This is a genomic window from Nocardioides nanhaiensis, assembly GCF_039542785.1.
In the GTDB taxonomy this organism is placed as follows: Bacteria; Actinomycetota; Actinomycetes; order Propionibacteriales; family Nocardioidaceae; genus Nocardioides; species Nocardioides nanhaiensis.
The window spans coordinates 274,228-292,114 of record NZ_BAABIM010000004.1 but is presented as its reverse complement, the minus strand read 5'-3'; the positions used below and the strand labels follow the sequence as shown (position 1 = coordinate 292,114).

20 protein-coding genes are annotated in these 17,887 nt (G+C 72.6%); 11 read left to right on the top strand and 9 right to left on the bottom strand.

Annotated features, from left to right (window positions below; translation table 11 throughout):
- The first annotated feature begins 138 nt into the window (after positions 1-138).
- The 3 genes from rpsO (at position 139) to ABD948_RS18435 (ending at position 4,260) form a co-directional block, all read left to right on the top strand.
- On the top strand, positions 139-414 hold the full coding sequence (gene rpsO, locus ABD948_RS18445; RefSeq protein ID WP_345268606.1) for a 30S ribosomal protein S15: 276 nt from the start codon (positions 139-141) through the stop codon (positions 412-414).
- A 274-nt stretch (positions 415-688) separates the two neighbouring features.
- The gene (locus tag ABD948_RS18440) at positions 689-2,929 is read left to right on the top strand and encodes a polyribonucleotide nucleotidyltransferase (RefSeq protein WP_345268604.1); all 2,241 of its coding nucleotides are present in this window, start codon (positions 689-691) and stop codon (positions 2,927-2,929) included.
- Complete coding sequence (locus ABD948_RS18435; protein ID WP_345268602.1) at positions 2,926-4,260, top strand: M16 family metallopeptidase; 1,335 nt, start codon at positions 2,926-2,928, stop codon at positions 4,258-4,260. The genes ABD948_RS18440 and ABD948_RS18435 overlap by 4 nt, the downstream gene beginning before the upstream one ends.
- 36 nt (positions 4,261-4,296) lie before the next feature.
- On the opposite strand, the gene ABD948_RS18430 is transcribed toward ABD948_RS18435, so the two are convergent.
- Both ABD948_RS18430 and ABD948_RS18425 read right to left on the bottom strand, forming a co-directional pair.
- Complete coding sequence (locus ABD948_RS18430) at positions 4,297-4,851, bottom strand: TetR/AcrR family transcriptional regulator (RefSeq protein WP_345268600.1); 555 nt, start codon at positions 4,849-4,851, stop codon at positions 4,297-4,299.
- Positions 4,852-4,864: 13 nt separating this feature from the next.
- A complete protein-coding gene (locus ABD948_RS18425) occupies positions 4,865-6,205 on the bottom strand; it encodes a cytochrome P450 (protein ID WP_345268598.1) in 1,341 nt (446 codons plus the stop codon).
- Between the two features lie 63 nt (positions 6,206-6,268).
- On the opposite strand from ABD948_RS18425, the gene ABD948_RS18420 reads away from it, so the two are divergent.
- Positions 6,269-7,180 carry an oxygenase MpaB family protein gene (locus tag ABD948_RS18420; RefSeq protein ID WP_345268596.1) on the top strand — a complete coding sequence of 304 codons (912 nt, stop codon included), beginning with the start codon at positions 6,269-6,271 and terminating at the stop codon, positions 7,178-7,180.
- 4 nt (positions 7,181-7,184) lie between these two features.
- Here the strand turns inward: ABD948_RS18420 and ABD948_RS18415 are convergent, their stop codons facing one another.
- From ABD948_RS18415 to ABD948_RS18405, 3 genes are all read right to left on the bottom strand, one after another.
- Positions 7,185-7,724: a hypothetical protein gene (locus tag ABD948_RS18415; protein ID WP_345268594.1), complete on the bottom strand. Its 540-nt coding sequence runs from the start codon at positions 7,722-7,724 to the stop codon at positions 7,185-7,187.
- Positions 7,721-8,353 carry a transposase gene (locus tag ABD948_RS18410; RefSeq protein WP_345268592.1) on the bottom strand — a complete coding sequence of 211 codons (633 nt, stop codon included), beginning with the start codon at positions 8,351-8,353 and terminating at the stop codon, positions 7,721-7,723. Before ABD948_RS18410 ends, ABD948_RS18415 begins: the two co-directional genes overlap by 4 nt.
- A 62-nt stretch (positions 8,354-8,415) precedes the next feature.
- Positions 8,416-8,931: a class I SAM-dependent methyltransferase gene (locus tag ABD948_RS18405; protein ID WP_345268590.1), complete on the bottom strand. Its 516-nt coding sequence runs from the start codon at positions 8,929-8,931 to the stop codon at positions 8,416-8,418.
- 59 nt (positions 8,932-8,990) lie between these two features.
- Between ABD948_RS18405 and dapB the strand changes: the two genes are divergently transcribed.
- Together dapB and ABD948_RS18395 are read left to right on the top strand one after the other, a co-directional pair.
- Positions 8,991-9,737 carry a 4-hydroxy-tetrahydrodipicolinate reductase gene (gene dapB, locus ABD948_RS18400; protein WP_345268588.1) on the top strand — a complete coding sequence of 249 codons (747 nt, stop codon included), beginning with the start codon at positions 8,991-8,993 and terminating at the stop codon, positions 9,735-9,737.
- A gap of 159 nt (positions 9,738-9,896) precedes the next feature.
- Entirely contained in the window at positions 9,897-11,621 is a 1,725-nt protein-coding gene (locus ABD948_RS18395; protein WP_345268586.1) for a M4 family metallopeptidase, read from the top strand.
- Positions 11,622-11,762: 141 nt separating this feature from the next.
- On the opposite strand, the gene ABD948_RS18390 is transcribed toward ABD948_RS18395, so the two are convergent.
- The 3 genes from ABD948_RS18390 to ABD948_RS18380 are packed head-to-tail and all read right to left on the bottom strand — an operon-like array spanning position 11,763 to position 13,314.
- A complete protein-coding gene (locus ABD948_RS18390; protein WP_345268584.1) occupies positions 11,763-12,092 on the bottom strand; it encodes an AzlD domain-containing protein in 330 nt (109 codons plus the stop codon).
- Entirely contained in the window at positions 12,089-12,772 is a 684-nt protein-coding gene (locus ABD948_RS18385; protein WP_345268582.1) for an AzlC family ABC transporter permease, read from the bottom strand. The genes ABD948_RS18390 and ABD948_RS18385 overlap by 4 nt, the downstream gene beginning before the upstream one ends.
- The gene (locus ABD948_RS18380) at positions 12,769-13,314 is read right to left on the bottom strand and encodes a GNAT family N-acetyltransferase (protein WP_345268580.1); all 546 of its coding nucleotides are present in this window, start codon (positions 13,312-13,314) and stop codon (positions 12,769-12,771) included. Before ABD948_RS18380 ends, ABD948_RS18385 begins: the two co-directional genes overlap by 4 nt.
- A gap of 62 nt (positions 13,315-13,376) precedes the next feature.
- Here ABD948_RS18380 and ABD948_RS18375 point away from each other — a divergent pair, with 62 nt between their 5' ends.
- Complete coding sequence (locus tag ABD948_RS18375) at positions 13,377-14,393, top strand: aldo/keto reductase family protein (protein ID WP_345268578.1); 1,017 nt, start codon at positions 13,377-13,379, stop codon at positions 14,391-14,393.
- Positions 14,394-14,519: 126 nt separating this feature from the next.
- On the opposite strand, the gene ABD948_RS18370 is transcribed toward ABD948_RS18375, so the two are convergent.
- The gene (locus ABD948_RS18370) at positions 14,520-15,101 is read right to left on the bottom strand and encodes a DUF3043 domain-containing protein (RefSeq protein ID WP_345268576.1); all 582 of its coding nucleotides are present in this window, start codon (positions 15,099-15,101) and stop codon (positions 14,520-14,522) included.
- 96 nt (positions 15,102-15,197) lie between these two features.
- On the opposite strand from ABD948_RS18370, the gene ABD948_RS18365 reads away from it, so the two are divergent.
- The 4 genes from ABD948_RS18365 to pspAB are packed head-to-tail and all read left to right on the top strand — an operon-like array spanning position 15,198 to position 17,813.
- A complete protein-coding gene (locus ABD948_RS18365; RefSeq protein WP_345268574.1) occupies positions 15,198-15,989 on the top strand; it encodes a PspA/IM30 family protein in 792 nt (263 codons plus the stop codon).
- A complete protein-coding gene (gene pspAA / locus ABD948_RS18360) occupies positions 15,986-16,270 on the top strand; it encodes a PspA-associated protein PspAA (RefSeq protein WP_345268572.1) in 285 nt (94 codons plus the stop codon). The genes ABD948_RS18365 and pspAA overlap by 4 nt, the downstream gene beginning before the upstream one ends.
- Before the next feature lie 53 nt (positions 16,271-16,323).
- On the top strand, positions 16,324-17,238 hold the full coding sequence (gene htpX, locus ABD948_RS18355; RefSeq protein ID WP_345268569.1) for a zinc metalloprotease HtpX: 915 nt from the start codon (positions 16,324-16,326) through the stop codon (positions 17,236-17,238).
- Positions 17,238-17,813, top strand: coding sequence for a PspA-associated protein PspAB (gene pspAB / locus ABD948_RS18350; protein ID WP_345268567.1), 576 nt, complete (start codon positions 17,238-17,240; stop codon positions 17,811-17,813). The genes htpX and pspAB overlap by 1 nt, the downstream gene beginning before the upstream one ends.
- Positions 17,814-17,887 lie beyond the last annotated feature (74 nt).

Here is a 17,887-nt window from a genome sequence, read left to right as displayed (position 1 = left end):
CGGTCGCGTCAGCGTCCGTGCGGGTCGACACCGCTCATCGACACGCCGTGCAATCGGCCGCGGATCCAGAGTGCCCGGGTGAACAGGCCCCGGCGCGCCGCGCAACGACCCAGTGCCCACCAGGGCCGGAAGGAACCCATGTCCGTCGGAACCGACGCCGCCACCAAGGCCAAGATCGTCGCCGAGTACGCCACGACCGAGGGCGACACCGGCTCGCCGGAGGTGCAGATCGCGCTGCTCAGCCACCGCATCGCGCACCTCACCGAGCACCTCAAGACCCACAAGCACGACCACCACAGCCGCCGTGGGCTGCTGCTGCTGGTCGGCCAGCGCCGTCGCCTGCTGAACTACCTGCGCAAGACCGAGATCGAGCGCTACCGCTCGATCATCGAGCGCCTCGGCCTGCGCCGCTGACATCGACGAGAGGACCCGCCACCCGGTGGGTCCTCTCGCTGCATCGGGGCCCGGACGCTAGGTTCGGCCTCGGAGGGCGCCCTGAGCGGGCGCCGTCACCGCACAACTGAACACCCATCCAGGAGCGATCCCGCGACGTCCGCGGCACGGTCCTCGGTAGTGACCTTCAGGCGTGACTCCTGCGGGTCTCGATCGATGACCTGCCACCTCACGCGGCCCTCGCGGACCGATCGCTCGCCAGCGCACCCGTGCGCGACCAAGCGAAAGAGACACCGTGACAGAACCCGTCATCTCCGCCGTCGAGACCGTTCTCGACAACGGCAAGTTCGGCACCCGCACCGTCAAGTTCGAGACCGGCCTGCTGGCCCGTCAGGCTGCCGGCGCCGTCACCGCCTACCTCGACGACGAGACCATGCTGCTCTCGGCCACCACGGCCGGCAAGCACCCCAAGGACCACTTCGACTTCTTCCCCCTCACGATCGACGTCGAGGAGCGGATGTACGCCGTGGGCCAGATCCCCGGCTCGTTCTTCCGCAGCGAGGGTCGCCCCGGCGAGGACGCGATCCTCACCTGCCGCCTGATCGACCGCCCGCTGCGCCCGACCTTCAAGAAGGGTCTGCGCAACGAGGTCCAGGTCGTCATCACCGTGATGGCGCTCGACCCCGACCAGCCCTACGACGTGCTGGCCATCAACGCCGCCTCGCTCTCCACCCAGATCTCCGGCCTGCCGTTCTCCGGCCCCGTCGGCGGCGTCCGCGTGGCGCTGATCGAGGGCCAGTGGGTCGCCTTCCCGAGCCACAGCCAGCTCGAGACCGCCGTGTTCGACATGGTGGTGGCGGGTCGGGTCACCGACTCCGGCGACGTCGCGATCATGATGGTCGAGGCCGAGGCGCCCGAGGGCACCTACGAGCTCGTCGCCGGCGGCGCCACCGCGCCCTCGGAGGAGATCGTCGCCGGTGGCCTCGACGCCGCCAAGCCGTTCATCAAGCAGCTGTGCGACGCCCAGGCCGAGCTGGCCAAGCAGGCCTCCAAGCCCGTCCAGGAGTTCCCCGTCTTCCTCGACTACGAGGACGACGTCTACGCCGCCGTCGAGTCCGCGGTCTCCGCCGAGACCACCGAGGCCCTAGCCATCGTGGGCAAGCAGGAGCGCGACGAGAAGCTCGACGAGGTCAAGGCCACCCTGCTCGACCGCATCGGCGCGCAGTTCGAGGGTCGCGAGAAGGAGATCGGCGCGGCGTTCAAGTCGGTCACCAAGGCCCTGATGCGCGAGCGCGTGCTGCGCGACAAGGTCCGCATGGACGGCCGCGGGCTGGCCGACATCCGGCCCCTGCACGCCGAGGTCGGCGTGATCCCGCGGGTGCACGGCTCGGCGCTGTTCGAGCGCGGCGAGACCCAGATCCTGGGCGTCACCACGCTGAACATGCTCAAGCTCGAGCAGCAGCTCGACACGCTGAGCCCCGAGAAGCACCGCCGCTACATGCACAAGTACGTCTTCCCGCCGTTCTCCACCGGCGAGACCGGTCGGGTGGGCTCGCCCAAGCGCCGCGAGGTCGGCCACGGCGCCCTGGCGCGCCGCGCCCTGCTGCCCGTGCTGCCCAGCCGCGAGGAGTTCCCCTACGCGATCCGCCAGCTCTCCGAGGCGATGGGCTCCAACGGCTCCACCTCGATGGGCTCGGTCTGCGCCTCCACGCTCTCGCTGCTGCAGGCCGGCGTGCCCCTCAAGGCCGCCGTCGCCGGCATCGCGATGGGCCTGATCTCCGGCGAGGTCGACGGCGAGACCACCTACGTGGCCCTCACCGACATCCTCGGCGCCGAGGACGCCATGGGCGACATGGACTTCAAGGTCGCCGGCACCAAGGAGTTCGTCACCGCGCTGCAGCTCGACACCAAGCTCGACGGCATCCCCGCCGAGGTGCTCGGCGCGGCGCTGACCCAGGCCAAGGACGCCCGTCTGGCGATCCTCGAGGTCATGGGCGAGGCGATCGACGCCCCCGAGGAGATGTCGGTGCACGCGCCGCGCATCATCACCGTCCGGGTGCCGGTCGACAAGATCGGCGAGGTCATCGGCCCCAAGGGCAAGGTGATCAACCAGATCCAGGACGACACCGGTGCGACGCTCTCGATCGAGGACGACGGCACGGTCTACATCGGGGCCACCAACGGCGAGGCCGCCGAGGCGGCGCGCGCGGCGGTCAACGCCATCGCCAACCCGACGATGCCCGAGGTCGGCGAGCGCTACCTCGGCACGATCGTGAAGACCACCAACTTCGGTGCCTTCGTCTCGCTGATGCCGGGCAAGGACGGGCTGCTGCACATCAGCAAGCTCCGTGCGCTGGCCGGTGGCAAGCGTGTCGACAACGTCGAGGACGTCGTCTCGGTCGGCCAGAAGGTCCAGGTGCAGATCGCCGAGGTCGACGACCGCGGCAAGCTCTCGCTGATCCCCGTCGTCGAGGACGACGGTGCCGGCGAGGCCGACACCGACGGCACCGACGCAGCCGGTGACAGCGAGGAGTGACCTCCTCCGCCTCTGGCAGCACAGGCCGCCGGCCCGGCACCACCCGCACCCTGCTCGAGGTCACCGACCCCTCCGGTCGCGTGACCCCGCAGGTGCAGCGGACGGTGCTGGCCGGCGGCCTGCGCGTCGTCACCGAGCAGATGCCCGGCGTGCGCTCGGCGAGCGTGGGCGTCTGGGTCGGCGTCGGCTCGCGTGACGAGACCGCCACCCTGCACGGGTGCTCGCACTTCCTCGAGCACCTGCTGTTCAAGGGCACCGCAGAGCGATCGGCGCTCGACATCTCCATCGCCCTCGACGAGGTCGGCGGGGAGTTCAACGCCTTCACCGCCAAGGAGTACACGTGCTTCCACGCGCGGGTGCTCGACGACGACCTGCCGCTGGCGGTCGACGTGCTGGGCGACATGATCACCGGGTCCCTGATCGCCGCCGAGGACGTCGAGGCCGAGCGTGAGGTGATCCTCGACGAGATCGCCATGCACGAGGACGACCCCGACGACGTCGTGCACGAGCTGTTCGCCGCCCAGGCGTGGGGTCCCGACTCCACGCTGGGACGCTCCATCGCGGGCACCGAGGCCTCCATCGAGGCGCTGACCCGCGACCAGGTCCACGACTTCTACCGGCGCCACTACCGACCCGAGAACATGGTCGTGGCGGCTGCCGGCAACCTCGACCACGCCACCGTGGTGGCGCAGGTGGAGGCCGCCTTCGGGCGTACCGGCTTCCTCGACGGCGACGCCCAGCCCGTGCGGCTCCCGCGCGTCGCCGAGCCGCTGACCGTCTCGCCGGGCACCAGCCGGGCCGACCGTTCCTTCGAGCAGGTCAACATCGTGCTGGGGATGCAGGGGCTGACCCGCGGCGACGACCGCCGCTTCGCCCTCGGGGTGCTCAACACCGCGCTGGGTGGCGGCACGTCGAGCCGGCTGTTCCAAGAGGTGCGCGAGCGCCGCGGGCTGGCCTACTCGGTCTACTCCTTCGCCAGCCACCACCTCGACTCCGGAGTCGTCGGCGTCGCGGTGGGATGCCTGCCCAGCAAGGTCGAGGAGGTGCTCGACGTCGTGCGCCTCGAGCTCTCCCGGGTCGCGGCGCAGGGGATCTCCGAGGAGGAGCTGCGCCGCGGGCAGGGCCAGCTGCGCGGCGGTCTGGTGCTCGGCCTGGAGGACTCCGGGTCGCGGATGGCACGCCTGGGGAAAGCCGAGCTCGTCCACGACGAGCTGCTCGGCATCGACCAGGTGATCGCGCGCATCGACGCCGTCACGCTCGAGCAGGTGGCCGCGGTGGCCGCCGAGGTGTTCGCCGGGCCCGAGGTGCTCGCTGTCGTCGGGCCTGCGTGACCGACACGTCCGAAGTGAGAGCGCTGCTCTTGCAGCTCAGTGCACCAGGACGGCCAGGAAGCGCGCCGCGTAGGCGCGCACCGCGCGCTCGTCGGTGACGTCGAGGCGTCCGGTGGGGTCGAGCAGGTAGGTGGAGGCCAGGCGCAGCAGCAGCTCGGCCACCTCGAGCAGCTCGTCGTCGGGCATGGTGGCGCCGGCGCGGCGCAGGGTGGCGGCCACCCGCTCGGTGAAGCGCAGCACCAGGGAGCCGCGGCCGGGCATCCCCGTCACGACCTCGGGCTCGGTCTGGGCGAGCCGGCCGAGCACCGGGATCTCGCGCATCAGCGCGATGCCGCGCACGAAGCACTCCACGACGGCCTCGCCCGGCGGCAGGTCGGCGGCGGCCTCCTCGAGGTGGTCGAAGAACGCGGCGGTCTCGCGCTCGACGACGGCCAGCAGCAGCGCCTCCTTGGTGGGGTGCGCGCGGTAGAGCGTGCTGCGGCTGACGCCGGCGGCGCGGGCGACGTCCTCCATGGTGGCGCGCCGCACCCCGAACTGCTCGAAGACGCCACGGGCGGCCTCGAGCAGGGGGTCGGGGGCGGGCGCCGTCATGGTGGCCACCCTCTCAGGTGCTGCGGCCGGTGCGGACGACCAGCCGCACGGGCAGGCCGTCGGTGGCCACCGGCAGCGCCGTCAGGTCGATCGGCAGGCGGTAGTCCGGCGGCACCGACCAGGTGTAGCGGGTGAGCAGCTCGTGCAGCACGGCGCGCACCTGCATGCCGGCGAAGTGCATGCCGATGCACTTGTGCACCCCGGCGCCGAAGGACTGGAACGCCAGTCGGTGGGCCTTGTCCTCGCGTCGGTGCGGTGCGAAGCGCTCGGGGTCGAAGCGCTGAGGGTCCGGCCAGATCGCGGCGTCGTGCTGGTTGGTGTACGGCGAGGTCGTGACGAACGCACCCGCGGGGATCCGGTAGCCGCCGATCGAGGTCTCCCGCGTGGCGATCCGGGGGATGGAGGGCACGGGCGCGCACAGCCGCAGCGACTCCTTCATCACCAGGTCGAGCGAGGGCAGGTCGGCGGTGCCGACGACGTCGGGCTCGGGCGCGGCCAGCGACTCCTCGCGGCAGCGGTCCTGCCAGCGCGGGTGCCGGGCGAGCTGGTAGGCCATCGAGGTCAGCGTCGTCGTGGTGGTGTCGTGCGCCGCCATGAGGAGGAAGATCATGTGGTCGACGACGTCGTCGTCGCTGAACTCGTTGCCGTGGTCGTCGGTGGCCGCGCACAGCCGCGCGAAGAGGTCCTCCCCGCCCTCGCGTCGCTTGGCCGGCAGCGCCTCGCGGAAGAACCGCTCCAGCCGCGCGCGGGCGGCCAGGCCGCGCGACCACGGGCCGACCCCGCCCGGCAGGGGGCGGCGCACCACGGCGGTGCCGGCGCGGACGGCGTCGACGAAGTCGCGGTTGACGGCGCGCCGCTGCGCGTCGTCGAGGTCGACGCCCACGAACACCTCGAGCGCGAGGTCGAGGGTCAGCGCCTTGAACATCTGCTGGAGGCGGGGGTTCTCGACGCCCTCCCACGCGGCGAGGTGGCGGCGCAGGTGGGGGAGCATCAGCCGGTGGTAGCGGCGCAGCTCGTCCTGCCCGAAGGCGTGCTGCATGATCCGCCGGTGGTGCAGGTGCTCCTCGGCGTCGAGGAGCATCAGGCCCCGGTGGAAGAACGGGCCGATGAAGTGCGACCACGCCGGGCCGCTGGCGAAGACCTTGTCACGGTTGACGAAGACCTGCTCGAAGGCGTCGGGACCGTGCGCCACGTGCATGTCCACCCCGAAGACGCGCAGCGTGTACACCTCGCCGTAGCGCTCGCGCAGCCACGCGGTGTGGGTGTCGGGGTGGCTGCGCAGGCGCAGCAGGTGGGCCAGTCCGAGCCGCGGGCCGGTGGCCTCACGCAGGGCGGGGGAGTCGGTGAGTGTCATCGAGGGTCGCCGATCGTCAGGATGAACTGTTGGAACAGATACGTATCAATGTATCATCGGAGGATGGCACCCACCCGGCAGAGCAGCCCGCGCCCCGACGCCGAGACCCTGCCGCCCGGCGGTGCCCCGCTAGGGCCCGGCTCGCTCACCTGGGAGCTCTTCGCCGACCGGCGGATGGTGCTGCTCGGCCCCCGCGCCGCGGTGCTGCAGAACATGCTCCCGGCGCTGGGCCAGGGCGTGCAGGACCACTCGGTGTGGTTCGCCGACACCCTGGCGCGGCTGCAGCGCAGCATCGGGCCGATCTTCGGGACCGTCTACGGTGCGGAGGCGGTGGTGACCGGTCGTCGCGTCCGGGACTTCCACACCGGGATCAAGGGCCACCTCGACGACGACCTCGGCGGCGGGCGCTACCACGCGCTGGACCCCGCGACCTTCTACTGGGCGCACGCCACCTTCGTCGAGCACATGGTGGTGGCCGCCGAGACCTTCATCCGGCCGCTGACGCCGGCCGAGCGCGACCAGGTGGTGGCCGAGCACCTCACCTGGTGGAGCCGCTACGGCGTCAGCAGCACGGGGGTGGCGGCCGGCGTCGTCGACGAGATCCCACGCACGTGGGCGGACTTCCACCGGTTCTTCGACGACGCGCTCGAGCGCCGCCTGGTGCGGCACCGCACTGCCGCCTACGGCGTCGGGTACGCCACGAAGGGCTGGCCGCGGCCGGCGCGCGTGCCGCGCCTGCTCTGGGCGCTGGTCGCGCCGCCGCTCGACGCCGTCAGCGCGTTCGTGACGATCGGCGGCATGCCCCCGCGCGGTCGCGAGCTGCTCGGCCTGCCCTGGAGTGCCGCGCAGGAGCGGCGCTACCGGCGCTTCGCGCGCCTCGTGCGAGGCCTCGACCCGCTGGTGCGCCGACTGCCGGCCCGCCACCGCCTGCACCCCGTCGCGGCGCGAGCCGTGGCGCGCGAGGCGCACCGGTAGGTCGTCAGGTGCGGGCCAGCAGGACCACGCCTCCCCACGCGGCGGCCCACAGCACGCTGGCGAAGGTGCCGATGATGAAGCGCTCCGCGGCGCCCGGCTCCTTCAGCTCGGCGTACCGGCCGAGCCCCTTGACGGCCAGGGCCAGGGCCACGCCCTCGGGCCAGCCTGCGGCGATGGAGGCGAGCACGGCGACCCGCTCCAGCGCGCCGATCCACGCTCCGCCGCGCAGCACGGTGGTGCCCGTGACGGCCGGGGCGTCGGCTGGTCGGTCCCGGTCGACGAGGCCCAGCAGCAGGACGGTCAACGGCCCGCCGCCCGCGACGGCCGCGACCCCGGCCGCCGCCAGCAGGATGGTGGTGCCCGCGGTGTCGAGCGTGGTCGGGCTGGAGCCGAGGACCAGGAGCGTCGCGACGAGCAACACCAAGGACGCGGGAGCGAAGATCGGCCGCGCCGCGGGGGAGCGGAGCGCGAGAGCAGTGCTCGCGGCGACGGCGGCAGCCGTCGTGAGGACCAGGACGAGGACGCCGGTGTCCGCCGGCGTCACGTGGGGGTCCCCGCGCCGGGGTGCATCGCGAGCGTCGTCAGGTGGGTGACCAGACCCTCCGCCCGCTGCGCCTCGGCGAGGTTGGCCGCCTGGGCGCGCTGGGAGACGGCGGACTGGCTGATGCCGAGGTGTCGCGCCGCCTCGGCGTGCGAGGAGCCGTGCCGGAGGAGGTCGGCGACCTCCCACCCGCGTGCGCTGCGGCGCTCCAGGAGCCCGGCCCACAGCCACAGTGCCGTCTCGAGGGCGAGGCAGGCCGTCAGGGTCCCGCCCGGATCGACGGCGTCCGGGCCGACGACCCGCACGGGACGCGGTGAGCTCTTCGCGGACGACACGGCGGCGCGGGCTCGCACGTACGCCTCGCCCCGCCCGGCCCGCGCGTGGGTGGGCAGCGGCGTCTCGACGGGGCCCAGCCCGATGCCGACCCACCAGGTGCCGGCGCGCAGCAGCACCTCGGCCACGGGCGCGAGGTGCGCGGGGTCGTCGAGCACACCCTGCAGCTCGTCGCCCGCGGTGCGTTCGAAGGGGCGCAGGGCCGGGGGTCCGGCGGCCAGCTGCGCCAGCGTCGCGTCCACGAGGTCCGCCCCGCGGCGGCTGGCGCGCTGGTCGGCGGTGATCACGAGGGCGTGCACGTGAAGACTCTAGCCTTATGTTCCCGGTTCAGCAGGTTTCTGCCTTCAGTGACCGGTGCTGCTCAGCGCTTGCCGACGATGCCCACCACGGACGGCTGCTTGGAGTCGACGACGAAGACCCGGAAGCCACCCTCGGTGAGAGCGGCGCTGGCGCCGCGGATGATCTCGGGCACCTGCTCGGGGCGGGCGGCCTCGTAGAAGAGGTACACCGCGCCGCCAGGCAGCACCCGCTCGTGCAGCAGCGCCACCTCCTCGGCGCAGGAGCGCACCCAGAACAGGTTGACGTTGAACGAGAAGACCTTGGTGAGGCGCTTGACCGGCACCCGGAGAGTGGCGAGGTCGATCTGGCGCACCGTGAGCCGCCCCGACTCCACGTGCTCGGCACAGCGCCGCTTGGTGCGGTCGACGCCGGACTCCGAGCGGTCGATCGCGAACAGCTTGCCCGTGACCAGCCGGCTGCAGATCAGCTCGGCGGCCGCGCCCGGCCCGCAGCCGATCTCGAGGATGTTGTCGGCGGGCTGGACGTCCATGAAGTCCACCGCCCACCGGATCCGAGCGGGGATCGTCTGTGCCGGCATGGGGCTCAGCCTGCCAGACCCGCGGCCGGCGTGGCGGGACCTGGCACTACCGTGAACGGGTGAGCGAACGCGTGGCGGTTGGCGTGCTGGGTGCCCGGGGCCGGGTGGGGGCCGAGGTCTGCCGGGGGGTGGAGGCCGCCGACGACCTGGACCTGGTGGCCGCCGTCGACGTCGGGGACGACCCGCAGGAGCTCGTCTCCCGCGGCGCGCAGGTGGTGGTGGACTTCACCCACCCCGACGTCGTCATGGGGCACCTCGAGCTGCTGGTCGGTGCGGGCGTGCACGCCGTGGTCGGCACGACCGGCTTCGACGACGAGCGGCTGGCCACCCTGCGCGGGTGGTTGGAGTCCTCGCCGGGCACCGGGGTGCTGATCGCCCCCAACTTCTCCATCGGCGCCATCTTGATGATGCGCTTCGCCGCCGAGGCGGCCGCCTACTACGAGTCGGTCGAGATCGTGGAGCTGCACCACCCCGACAAGGCGGACGCCCCCTCGGGCACCGCGCGCCGCACGGCGCAGCTGGTGGCGCGGGCGCGCCGCGAGGCCGGTCTGGGCGCGGTGCCGGACGCCACCTCGACGAGCCTGGACGGCGCGCGCGGCGCCGACGTCGACGGCGTGCACGTGCACTCCGTGCGCGCCCGCGGGCTGCTGGCCCACCAGGAGGTGGTCCTGGGCGGCCCCGGTGAGACCCTCACGATCCGCCACGACTCCCTGGACCGCGCGTCCTTCGTGCCCGGGGTGCTGACCGGGGTGCGGGGCATCGCGGCGCAGCCCGGCCTGACCGTGGGGCTCGAGAGCTTCCTCTGAGCCGTCGTCGCCTCCTGGCGCCTCGCGGCGGCCGGAACTTCTGCACGTTCGTGCGTTGCACAGATGTGCAGGTCGTGGGATCTGGTGCCGCCGGCGTGTGCGTTGCACTGTTTGTGCGATCGACGTCGGCCCGGACGACGTCCCGCTCTCGGAGGACCCATGCGCACCACTCTCGGACTGGCCTCGGCCGCCGTCCTCGCCGTCGCCACCCTGGCCACCACCGGCGCCACGGCCGCACCGGCGCCCGTCACCGCGCCGGCGGCACTCGCGGCGCCCACCGGAGTCACCGCGGTCGGTGAGCAGCTCGACGTCGCGGTGGCCGAGAGCGCCGTCGCGGCGCTGCTGGCCCGACCCGCCGCCGCCCGTGTCGAGCAGGAGGGTGTCGAGCAGGAGTCGGTGGAGCAGGAGTCGGTGGAGCAGAAGTCCGTCGAGCAGGAGTCCGTCGAGCAGGAGCTCGTGCCCACCAGCACCCTGCGCGACGCCGACGGCAGCACCCACGTGCGGATGCGGCGCACCTACGGCGGGCTCCCGGTGCTGGGCGGCGACCTGGTGGTGCACCAGGGTCCGGGGGGCGCCTGGGAGGGTGTGAGCCAGACCCTGCGGCGCCCGCTCACCCTCGGCGTGCAGCCCGGCATCGGCCGCCAGCAGGCGGTCACCCGCGCGCTCGCCCCCGCCGCCGCCACGGCCGACCTGCTCAACCTGCGTGCCGCCGAGGCGGCGCCGCGCCTGGTCGTCGACACGCTGGCCGGCCCCGCGCGGCTCGCGTTCGCGGTCCAGACCCTGGGTCGCCAGGAGGACGGCACGCCGAGCCGGCTCACCAGCTACGTCGACGCCCGCACCGGCGCGGTGCTGCGACGCGAGGAGGGCATCCACACCGCCGAGGGCGAGGGTGAGTCGCTCTACAGCGGCACCGTGCCCCTCTCGGTGCAGCAGTCGAGCTCGACCTTCACCCTCACCGACGTCGACCACGGCAACGGGCGCACCACCGACATGCAGAACAAGCAGGACAACGTGCTGTGCCAGCTGCTGCGCAGCTGCGGCGTCGGCGTGGCGTTCACCAGCCCCGACAACCGGTTCGGCAACGGCTCGACCAGCAGCCGCGAGTCCGCGGCCGTCGACGCGCACTTCGGTGCGGCGACCACCTTCGACTACTTCAAGGACGTGCACGGTCGCAACGGCATCTTCGGAGACGGGCGCGGCGTGCCCAGCCGCGTGCACTACGGCAACGGCTACGTCAACGCCTTCTGGGACGGCACCAAGATGACCTACGGCGACGGCGACGGCAGCTCGTTCGGCCCGCTGGTCTCGCTCGACGTCGCCGGGCACGAGATGAGCCACGGCATCACCGAGAACACCGCGAACCTCACCTACTCCGGGGAGTCCGGTGGGCTCAACGAGGCCACCTCCGACATCTTCGGCACGATGGTCGAGTTCTACGCCGCCACGGACGCAGACCCCGGCGACTACTACATCGGCGAGGAGTTCGACCTCGCCTCGGGCGAGGGCTTCCGCCGGATGGACGACCCGCAGCTCGACGGCTCCTCCTTCAGCTGCTACGAGGCGGGGCTCGGCGAGCAGGACGTGCACTACACCTCCGGCGTGGCCAACCACTTCTTCTACCTGCTGGCCGAGGGGTCGGGCACGAAGACCATCGGTGGCAAGGTGCACACCTCGCCCACCTGCGACGGGTCCACGGTGGCCGGCATCGGTCGTGACGACGCCGCGGCGATCTGGTGGCGTGCGCTCGACGTCTACATGACCTCGGGCACCACCTACGCGCAGGCACGCACGGCCACGGTGCAGGCGGCCACCGACCTGTTCGGCGCCGGCAGCACCCAGGCCACGACCGTCGCGGCCGCCTGGAGCGCGGTGGCCGTCGGCTGACTCGGCTGACACTCACGCCGGGCCCGAGTGCCCGGCACAGACCACCGGTGTCTTGGGGGAGCGCCGGGGGAATGGGGCCCGCGTCGACGCCCACCGTCGGCGCGGGCCCCGTCGTCGTCTAGTCGTGGTGCCTGCCCCCGGTCAGGTGACCAGCCGCAGGCCGGCCGCCACGGCCGCCGCGGTGAACACCACCACCAGGAACGGCGCCCGCAGCACGAGCAACACCGCCGCCACCAGCAGCGCGGCGGCCCGGGCGTCCACGACCAGCCGTGGGCCGTCCTGGCCCGGCGCGGTGAAGACCTGCACCGCCACCAGCGCGGCCAGCAGCGCCACCGGCAGCAGGGCGGCGACCCGGGCCACCCCGGGGCGCTCGAGCACCCGCGCCGGCACCGCCAGGCCGGCGAGCTTGAGCAGGTAGCAGCCCAGCCCGGCTCCCAGGACGGCCAGCCAGGTGGCGGTCGCGGCGCTCACGGCAGGGGCCTGCGGTCGAGCACGCCCACCAGCAGCGCCACCCCCGCCGCCACCAGCACCGGCACACCGGACGGCGTCACGGGCACCACCAGCAGGGCGACGACGGCACCGAGCGCGGCGACCGCGCGCAGGCGGGAACGGGTCAGCCACGGCCACAGCAGCGCCAGGAACGCGGCACCCACGGCGGCGTCCAGGCCGTACGTGCGCGGGTCGCCGATCGCCTCGCCGGCCAGCGCGCCGACGAGCGTCATCAGGTTCCAGAGCACGAAGATCACCACGCCGGTGGTGAGGAACCCCAGCCGGGCTGCCGCAGTGCTGCCACGCGTGACACCCATGGCGGTGGACTCGTCGATGAGCACGTGCGCCGCCCCGGCGCGCCGCCACCCGCGCCACGCCAGCAGCGGCGCCATCCGCAGCCCGTAGAGCGTGTTGCGGGTGCCCAGCAGGAGTGCGGTCGCCGCGCCGGCCCACGCGCTGCCCCCGCCGGCCAGCACCCCCACGAGCGCGAACTGCGAGGCGCCGGTGAACATCAGCAGTGAGAGGGTGCACGTCTGCCACACGTCGAGTCCCGACGCCACCGAGACCGCGCCGAAGGAGACCCCGTAGGTGCCGGTGGCGAGCGCGACACCGAGGGAGTCGCGCACTACCGCGCGCCGCTCGGCGGCGGGGAGGGTGCTCACGACCCCAGGTCGGTGTGCAGGCGCACCTGCTTGACGACGACCTCGCCCGAGCCGTCGAGGTCGAGAGCCCGGTGGGCGGAGTCGACCTCCCAGCCGGCCGACGTCAGGAAGGCTCGCAGGGCGTCGTCGCCGGCGATGGCCCAAGTGACGGCGCGGGAGAACCGGTCGGCCACCAGCGTGTCGGCGCAGGCCTGCAGCAGGCGCGACCCGTGGCCGCGGCCGCGCTCGGCGGGTGCCACGGTGAGGTCGAGCACCTCGCCGTCGGAGACGGGGTCGCGGTCGGGGTCGGTGGCCGGCGCCGTGATCGCGTAGCCCACCACCCGCGCGCGCTCCAGCGCCACGAGCACCCGCACCCGCGCGTCCGGCGGTCGCTGCAGCGAGGCGTGCCAGCGCGCGGCGGCCTGCTCCTCGTCGGGCAGGGCCCCGGCCGGCAGCAGCTCGCCGTACTGCTCGGCCCACGCGCGCACCTGCAGGGCGGCGATGGCGGCGGCGTCGTCCGCCCACGCCACCCGGACGCTGACGTCGGCCTCGGGTCGGGACATGACGCCATCCTCGCAAGGGTTCGCCTCGAGCCGGCGTGGGGGCGGGGGCTAGGTTCGGAGGCATGGAGTTTCGACGTCTCGGCAACAGCGGCATGCAGGTCTCGGAGATCAGCTACGGCAACTGGCTGACCCACGGATCCCAGGTCGAGGAGGACGCCGCGCTGGCGTGCGTGCGGCAGGCGCTGGAGGAGGGCATCACCACCTTCGACACCGCCGACGTGTACGCCAACACCGCGGCGGAGACGGTGCTCGGCAAGGCACTCGCCGGTGAGCGCCGCGAGGGCCTGGAGATCTTCACCAAGGTCTTCTGGCCCACCGGTCCCGGCGGGCACAACGACCACGGCCTCTCCCGCAAGCACATCCACGAGTCCATCAACGGCTCGCTCCGCCGGCTCGGCACCGACTACGTCGATCTGTACCAGGCCCACCGCTACGACCACGACACCCCGCTCGAGGAAACGATGGAGGCCTTCGCCGACGTCGTCCGCGCCGGCAAGGCGCTCTACATCGGCGTCTCGGAGTGGCGCGCCGAGGAGATCCGCGCCGCCCACGCGATGGCGCGCGAGCTGCACGTGCCCCTGGTCTCCAACCAGCCCCAGTACAACCTGCTCTGGCGGGTGATCGAGCCCGAGGTGGTGCCCACCTGCGAGGAGCTCGGGCTCGGCCAGGTCGTCTGGTCGCCGATCGCCCAGGGCGTGCTCACCGGCAAGTACCAGCCCGGCCAGGAGCACCCCGCGGGCTCGCGCGCCACGGACGAGAAGGGCGGCGCCGACATGATCAGCCGCTGGCTGCGCGACGACGTCCTCGAGCGCGTGCAGCGCCTCACGCCGATCGCCGACGAAGCCGGCCTCAGCCTCGCGCAGCTCGCCGTCGCCTGGGTGCTCGCCAACCCCAACGTCTCCAGCGCCATCATCGGCGCCAGCCGCCCCGAGCAGGTCACCGAGAACGTCAAGGCTGCCGGTGTGAAGCTCGACGACGCCGCCCTGGCCGCCATCGACGAGGTGGTCGGTGACGTGGTCGAGCGCGACGCCGGCAAGACGCAGTCGCCGGAGAGCCGGATCGCGCAGTTCTCGCGCTGAGGCTCCCCGGGCCGCCCCGGTCCGTGAGCTCGAGGGTTTCGACGCGCTCCGCGCGGGTTCGTCACTCACCCGCGGTCGCTTGCTCAACCAGCAGCGCTACCCGAGCACTACAGGCAAGCGCCAGCGCTACCTGTAGTGCTCGGGCAGCTCCTGGCCGATCTTGACCTGGGCCTTGGGCATCCGCATGAACTTCATCTGCAGCGAGCGGGTGATCGCGTAGTAGGTGAGGCCCTTGAGCGGGGCCTCGGGGAAGCGCCGGGTCACCTCGCGGCGCACCCGCAGGCGCAGCATCACCATGTCGAAGACCACCAGCAGCAGCATGCCGAGCAGCAGGGTGTTGCCGATCGTGGCGAGCTGACGGCTGCCGGAGTAGCCGAGGATCATCGTGACGATCAGGATCGGGATCATCAGCTCCACGAAGGAGAAGCGGCTGTCGATGTAGTCGCGCACGAAGCGCCGCACCGGGCCCTTGTCGCGCGGCAGCATGTAGCGGTCGTCGCCGGTCTTCATGGCCTGGCGGACCTTCTGGCTCGACTCCGAGCGCTCGAGCCGGCGCTGGGCCGCCTGCTCCTTGCGGGTCCGCGGCACCTTGGCCCGCGCCTTCGCGGCGGCCTCGGCCTCCTTGCGGGTCGGGGTCGGGCGACCCTTGCCCCCCTGCTTGACCGGCTGGGGTGCGGGCTCGGGCTCTGCGGACTTGCGACCAAACACGGGTGGTGGACCTTCGCGGTGCGGGGACGACGGGCGGACGCCGTCAGCCTACCGGCGCGCTCGCGGCGGGTTGCCGTCGCGATCTAAGGTGGGGCCATGAGCCTCGCCAAGCGCATCAGCCTCATCTTCCGCTCCAAGGCCAACAGCGCGCTCGATCGCGCCGAGGACCCGCGCGAGACCCTGGACTACAGCTACCAGCGCCAGCTGGACCTGCTCTCCAAGGTACGCCGGGGGGTGGCCGACGTGGCCACCAGCCGCAAGCGCGTCGAGCTGCAGGTCAACCAGCTCGAGCAGCAGGCCACCAAGCTGCAGGGGCAGGCCGAGAAGGCGATCCAGATGGAGCGCGAGGACCTCGCCCGCGAGGCGCTCACGCGCAAGTCCGCCCTCGCCCAGCAGATCAGCGACCTCAAGGCCCAGCACGCGCAGCTGCAGGGCGAGGAGGAGAAGCTGACGATGGCCCAGCAGCGGCTGCAGGCCAAGGTCGAGGCCTTCCGCACCCGCAAGGAGACGATCAAGGCCACCTACACCGCCGCCGAGGCCCAGACGCGCATCGGCGAGGCGATGTCGGGCATCGGCGAGGAGATGGGCGACGTCGGTCTGGCGGTGCAGCGCGCCGAGGACAAGACCGCCCAGATGCAGGCACGCGCGGGTGCCATCGACGAGCTGATCGCCTCTGGCGCGCTCGACGACGTCAGCTCCACCAACAGCGGTGACGACATCGCCCGCGAGCTGGAGAACCTCAGCTCGCAGTCCGACGTCGAGCTCGAGCTGGCCCGGCTCAAGGGCCTCGGTGCCCCGCAGAGCCCGGACGCGCTGCAGGCCGGCTCCGGCGCGGGCGAGCCCGTCGTCGAGGGCCAGACCCAGGCGGAGGGGGAGCAGCCGCGATGACGATGATCATCCGGATCCTCGGCGAGGGGCAGTACGACGTCGCGGACGACGCGCTCGACCGGCTCAACCAGCTCGACGACGCGGTCGAGGCGGCCGTGGAGGCCGGCGACGAGGCGGCCTTCACCGCGGCGCTGCACGCCCTGCACGAGGGTGTGCGCACGGTCGGTGTGGCGCACGCGCTGGACTCCCTCGACGAGTCCGACCTGATCCTGCCGCCGGCCGACGCCGACCTCGAGGACGTCCGCCACCTCCTCGAGGACGACGGGCTGATCCCCGGCTGATCCTGACGGTCGGCTCACAGGAACCTCTTGGGAAGACCGGACAGACTGGGGTCATGGCACAGAGTCGCTTCATCCCGGACCGAGGTCTCACCACGCGCATGACGCTGGTGATGTTCCTGCTCGGGCTGGTGTTCGTCGTCCTCGTGGTGGGCATCGCGGCCGCGGTGGGCGGTGGCCTCGGTGTGCTCGTCGGCATCGTCGGCATCGGCGTGGCCGTCTACCAGTGGTCCTCCTCCGACAAGATCGCCATGAAGGCGATGCGGGCGCGCGAGGTGACGCCGGAGCAGGCGCCCGAGCTGCACGGCATGATCGACCGGCTCTGCGCGATGGCCGACATGCCCAAGCCGCGCGTCGGCATCGCCGACACCTCGGTGCCGAACGCCTTCGCGACCGGTCGCTCACCGGACCGCTCGGTGGTGTGCGTGACCACCGGCATCCTCAACCTGCTCACCGCCGAGGAGCTCGAGGGTGTGCTGGCGCACGAGCTCTCGCACGTCGCGCACCGCGACGTGCTCGTGATGACCGTCGCGTCCTCGGCAGGCATCGCCGCCGGCATGCTCACCCAGGGGGCTCAGTACGGCGCCATGTTCGGTGGCCGTAGCCGCGACAACAACAGCGGCCTGCCCGTCTGGCTGGTCGTGCTCCTGATCAGCGTCGTCGTCTACGCGGTCAGCTTCGTGCTGCTGCGGTTGCTCTCCCGCTACCGCGAGATGTCCGCGGACCGGGCCGGCGCCTACCTGACGATGAAGCCCGCCGCCCTCGCCTCGGCCCTGCAGAAGATCAGCGGGGGGATGAACCAGATCCCCGACCGCGACCTGCGCCAGGTCAGCGCCGCCAGCGCCCTGTGCATCGCCCCGGCCGTCAAGGGTGTCTCGCTCAAGACGCTGACCTCCACGCACCCCTCCCTCGAGCAGCGGCTCGAGCAGCTGGCCAAGATCCAGACCGAGCTGGGCCGGCCCACGCGCTGATGGGCTTCCTCGACTCCATCCTCGGGCGCAGCAAGCCCAAGCAGGCCAACCTCGACTCGCTGTTCCTCGTGCCCAGCGCGGCCATCGCCCTGGAGACCACGCTGGGCTACCGCCCCACGGGCGACGGGGCCGTGTGCTTCCGGGCCGCCGCGGGAGCAGCCTTCGAGGAGACGCGCGCCGAGGTGGTGGAGCTGCTCCGTGGCACCGGCGAGGCGCCGGACGTGCGCCTGAGCGACGACGGCTTCGGCTACAGCTGGATCGAGATCGACCGCGAACCCGGGTCAGGCACCGAGGGTCTGTGCACGGGCCTGCACGCCGTCAACACCGCCCTGGAGGCGCAGGGCTTCGGCTCCGGCCTGCTGTGCACGGTGGTGGGCTTCGAGGGGCCGGGCGGACGGCGCCTGGGCCTGGTGTACCTCTACAAGCAGGGCACCTTCTACCCCTTCGCGCCGGTGGGCGAGCGGCAGCGCGACAACATGCTCGAGGTGCAGGCGAAGGACGCGCTCACCGGTGAGCTGCCGCTCGAGCAGGACCTGGGTCGCTGGCTCGCCGTCTGGGGCGCGCCGGGCCTGTGACCTGCGCTGTTCGCCCGTGTTCGCCCGTGCTCGCCCGTGTTCGGCCGCGTCGTGACAGGTCGTGGGTTACCGTT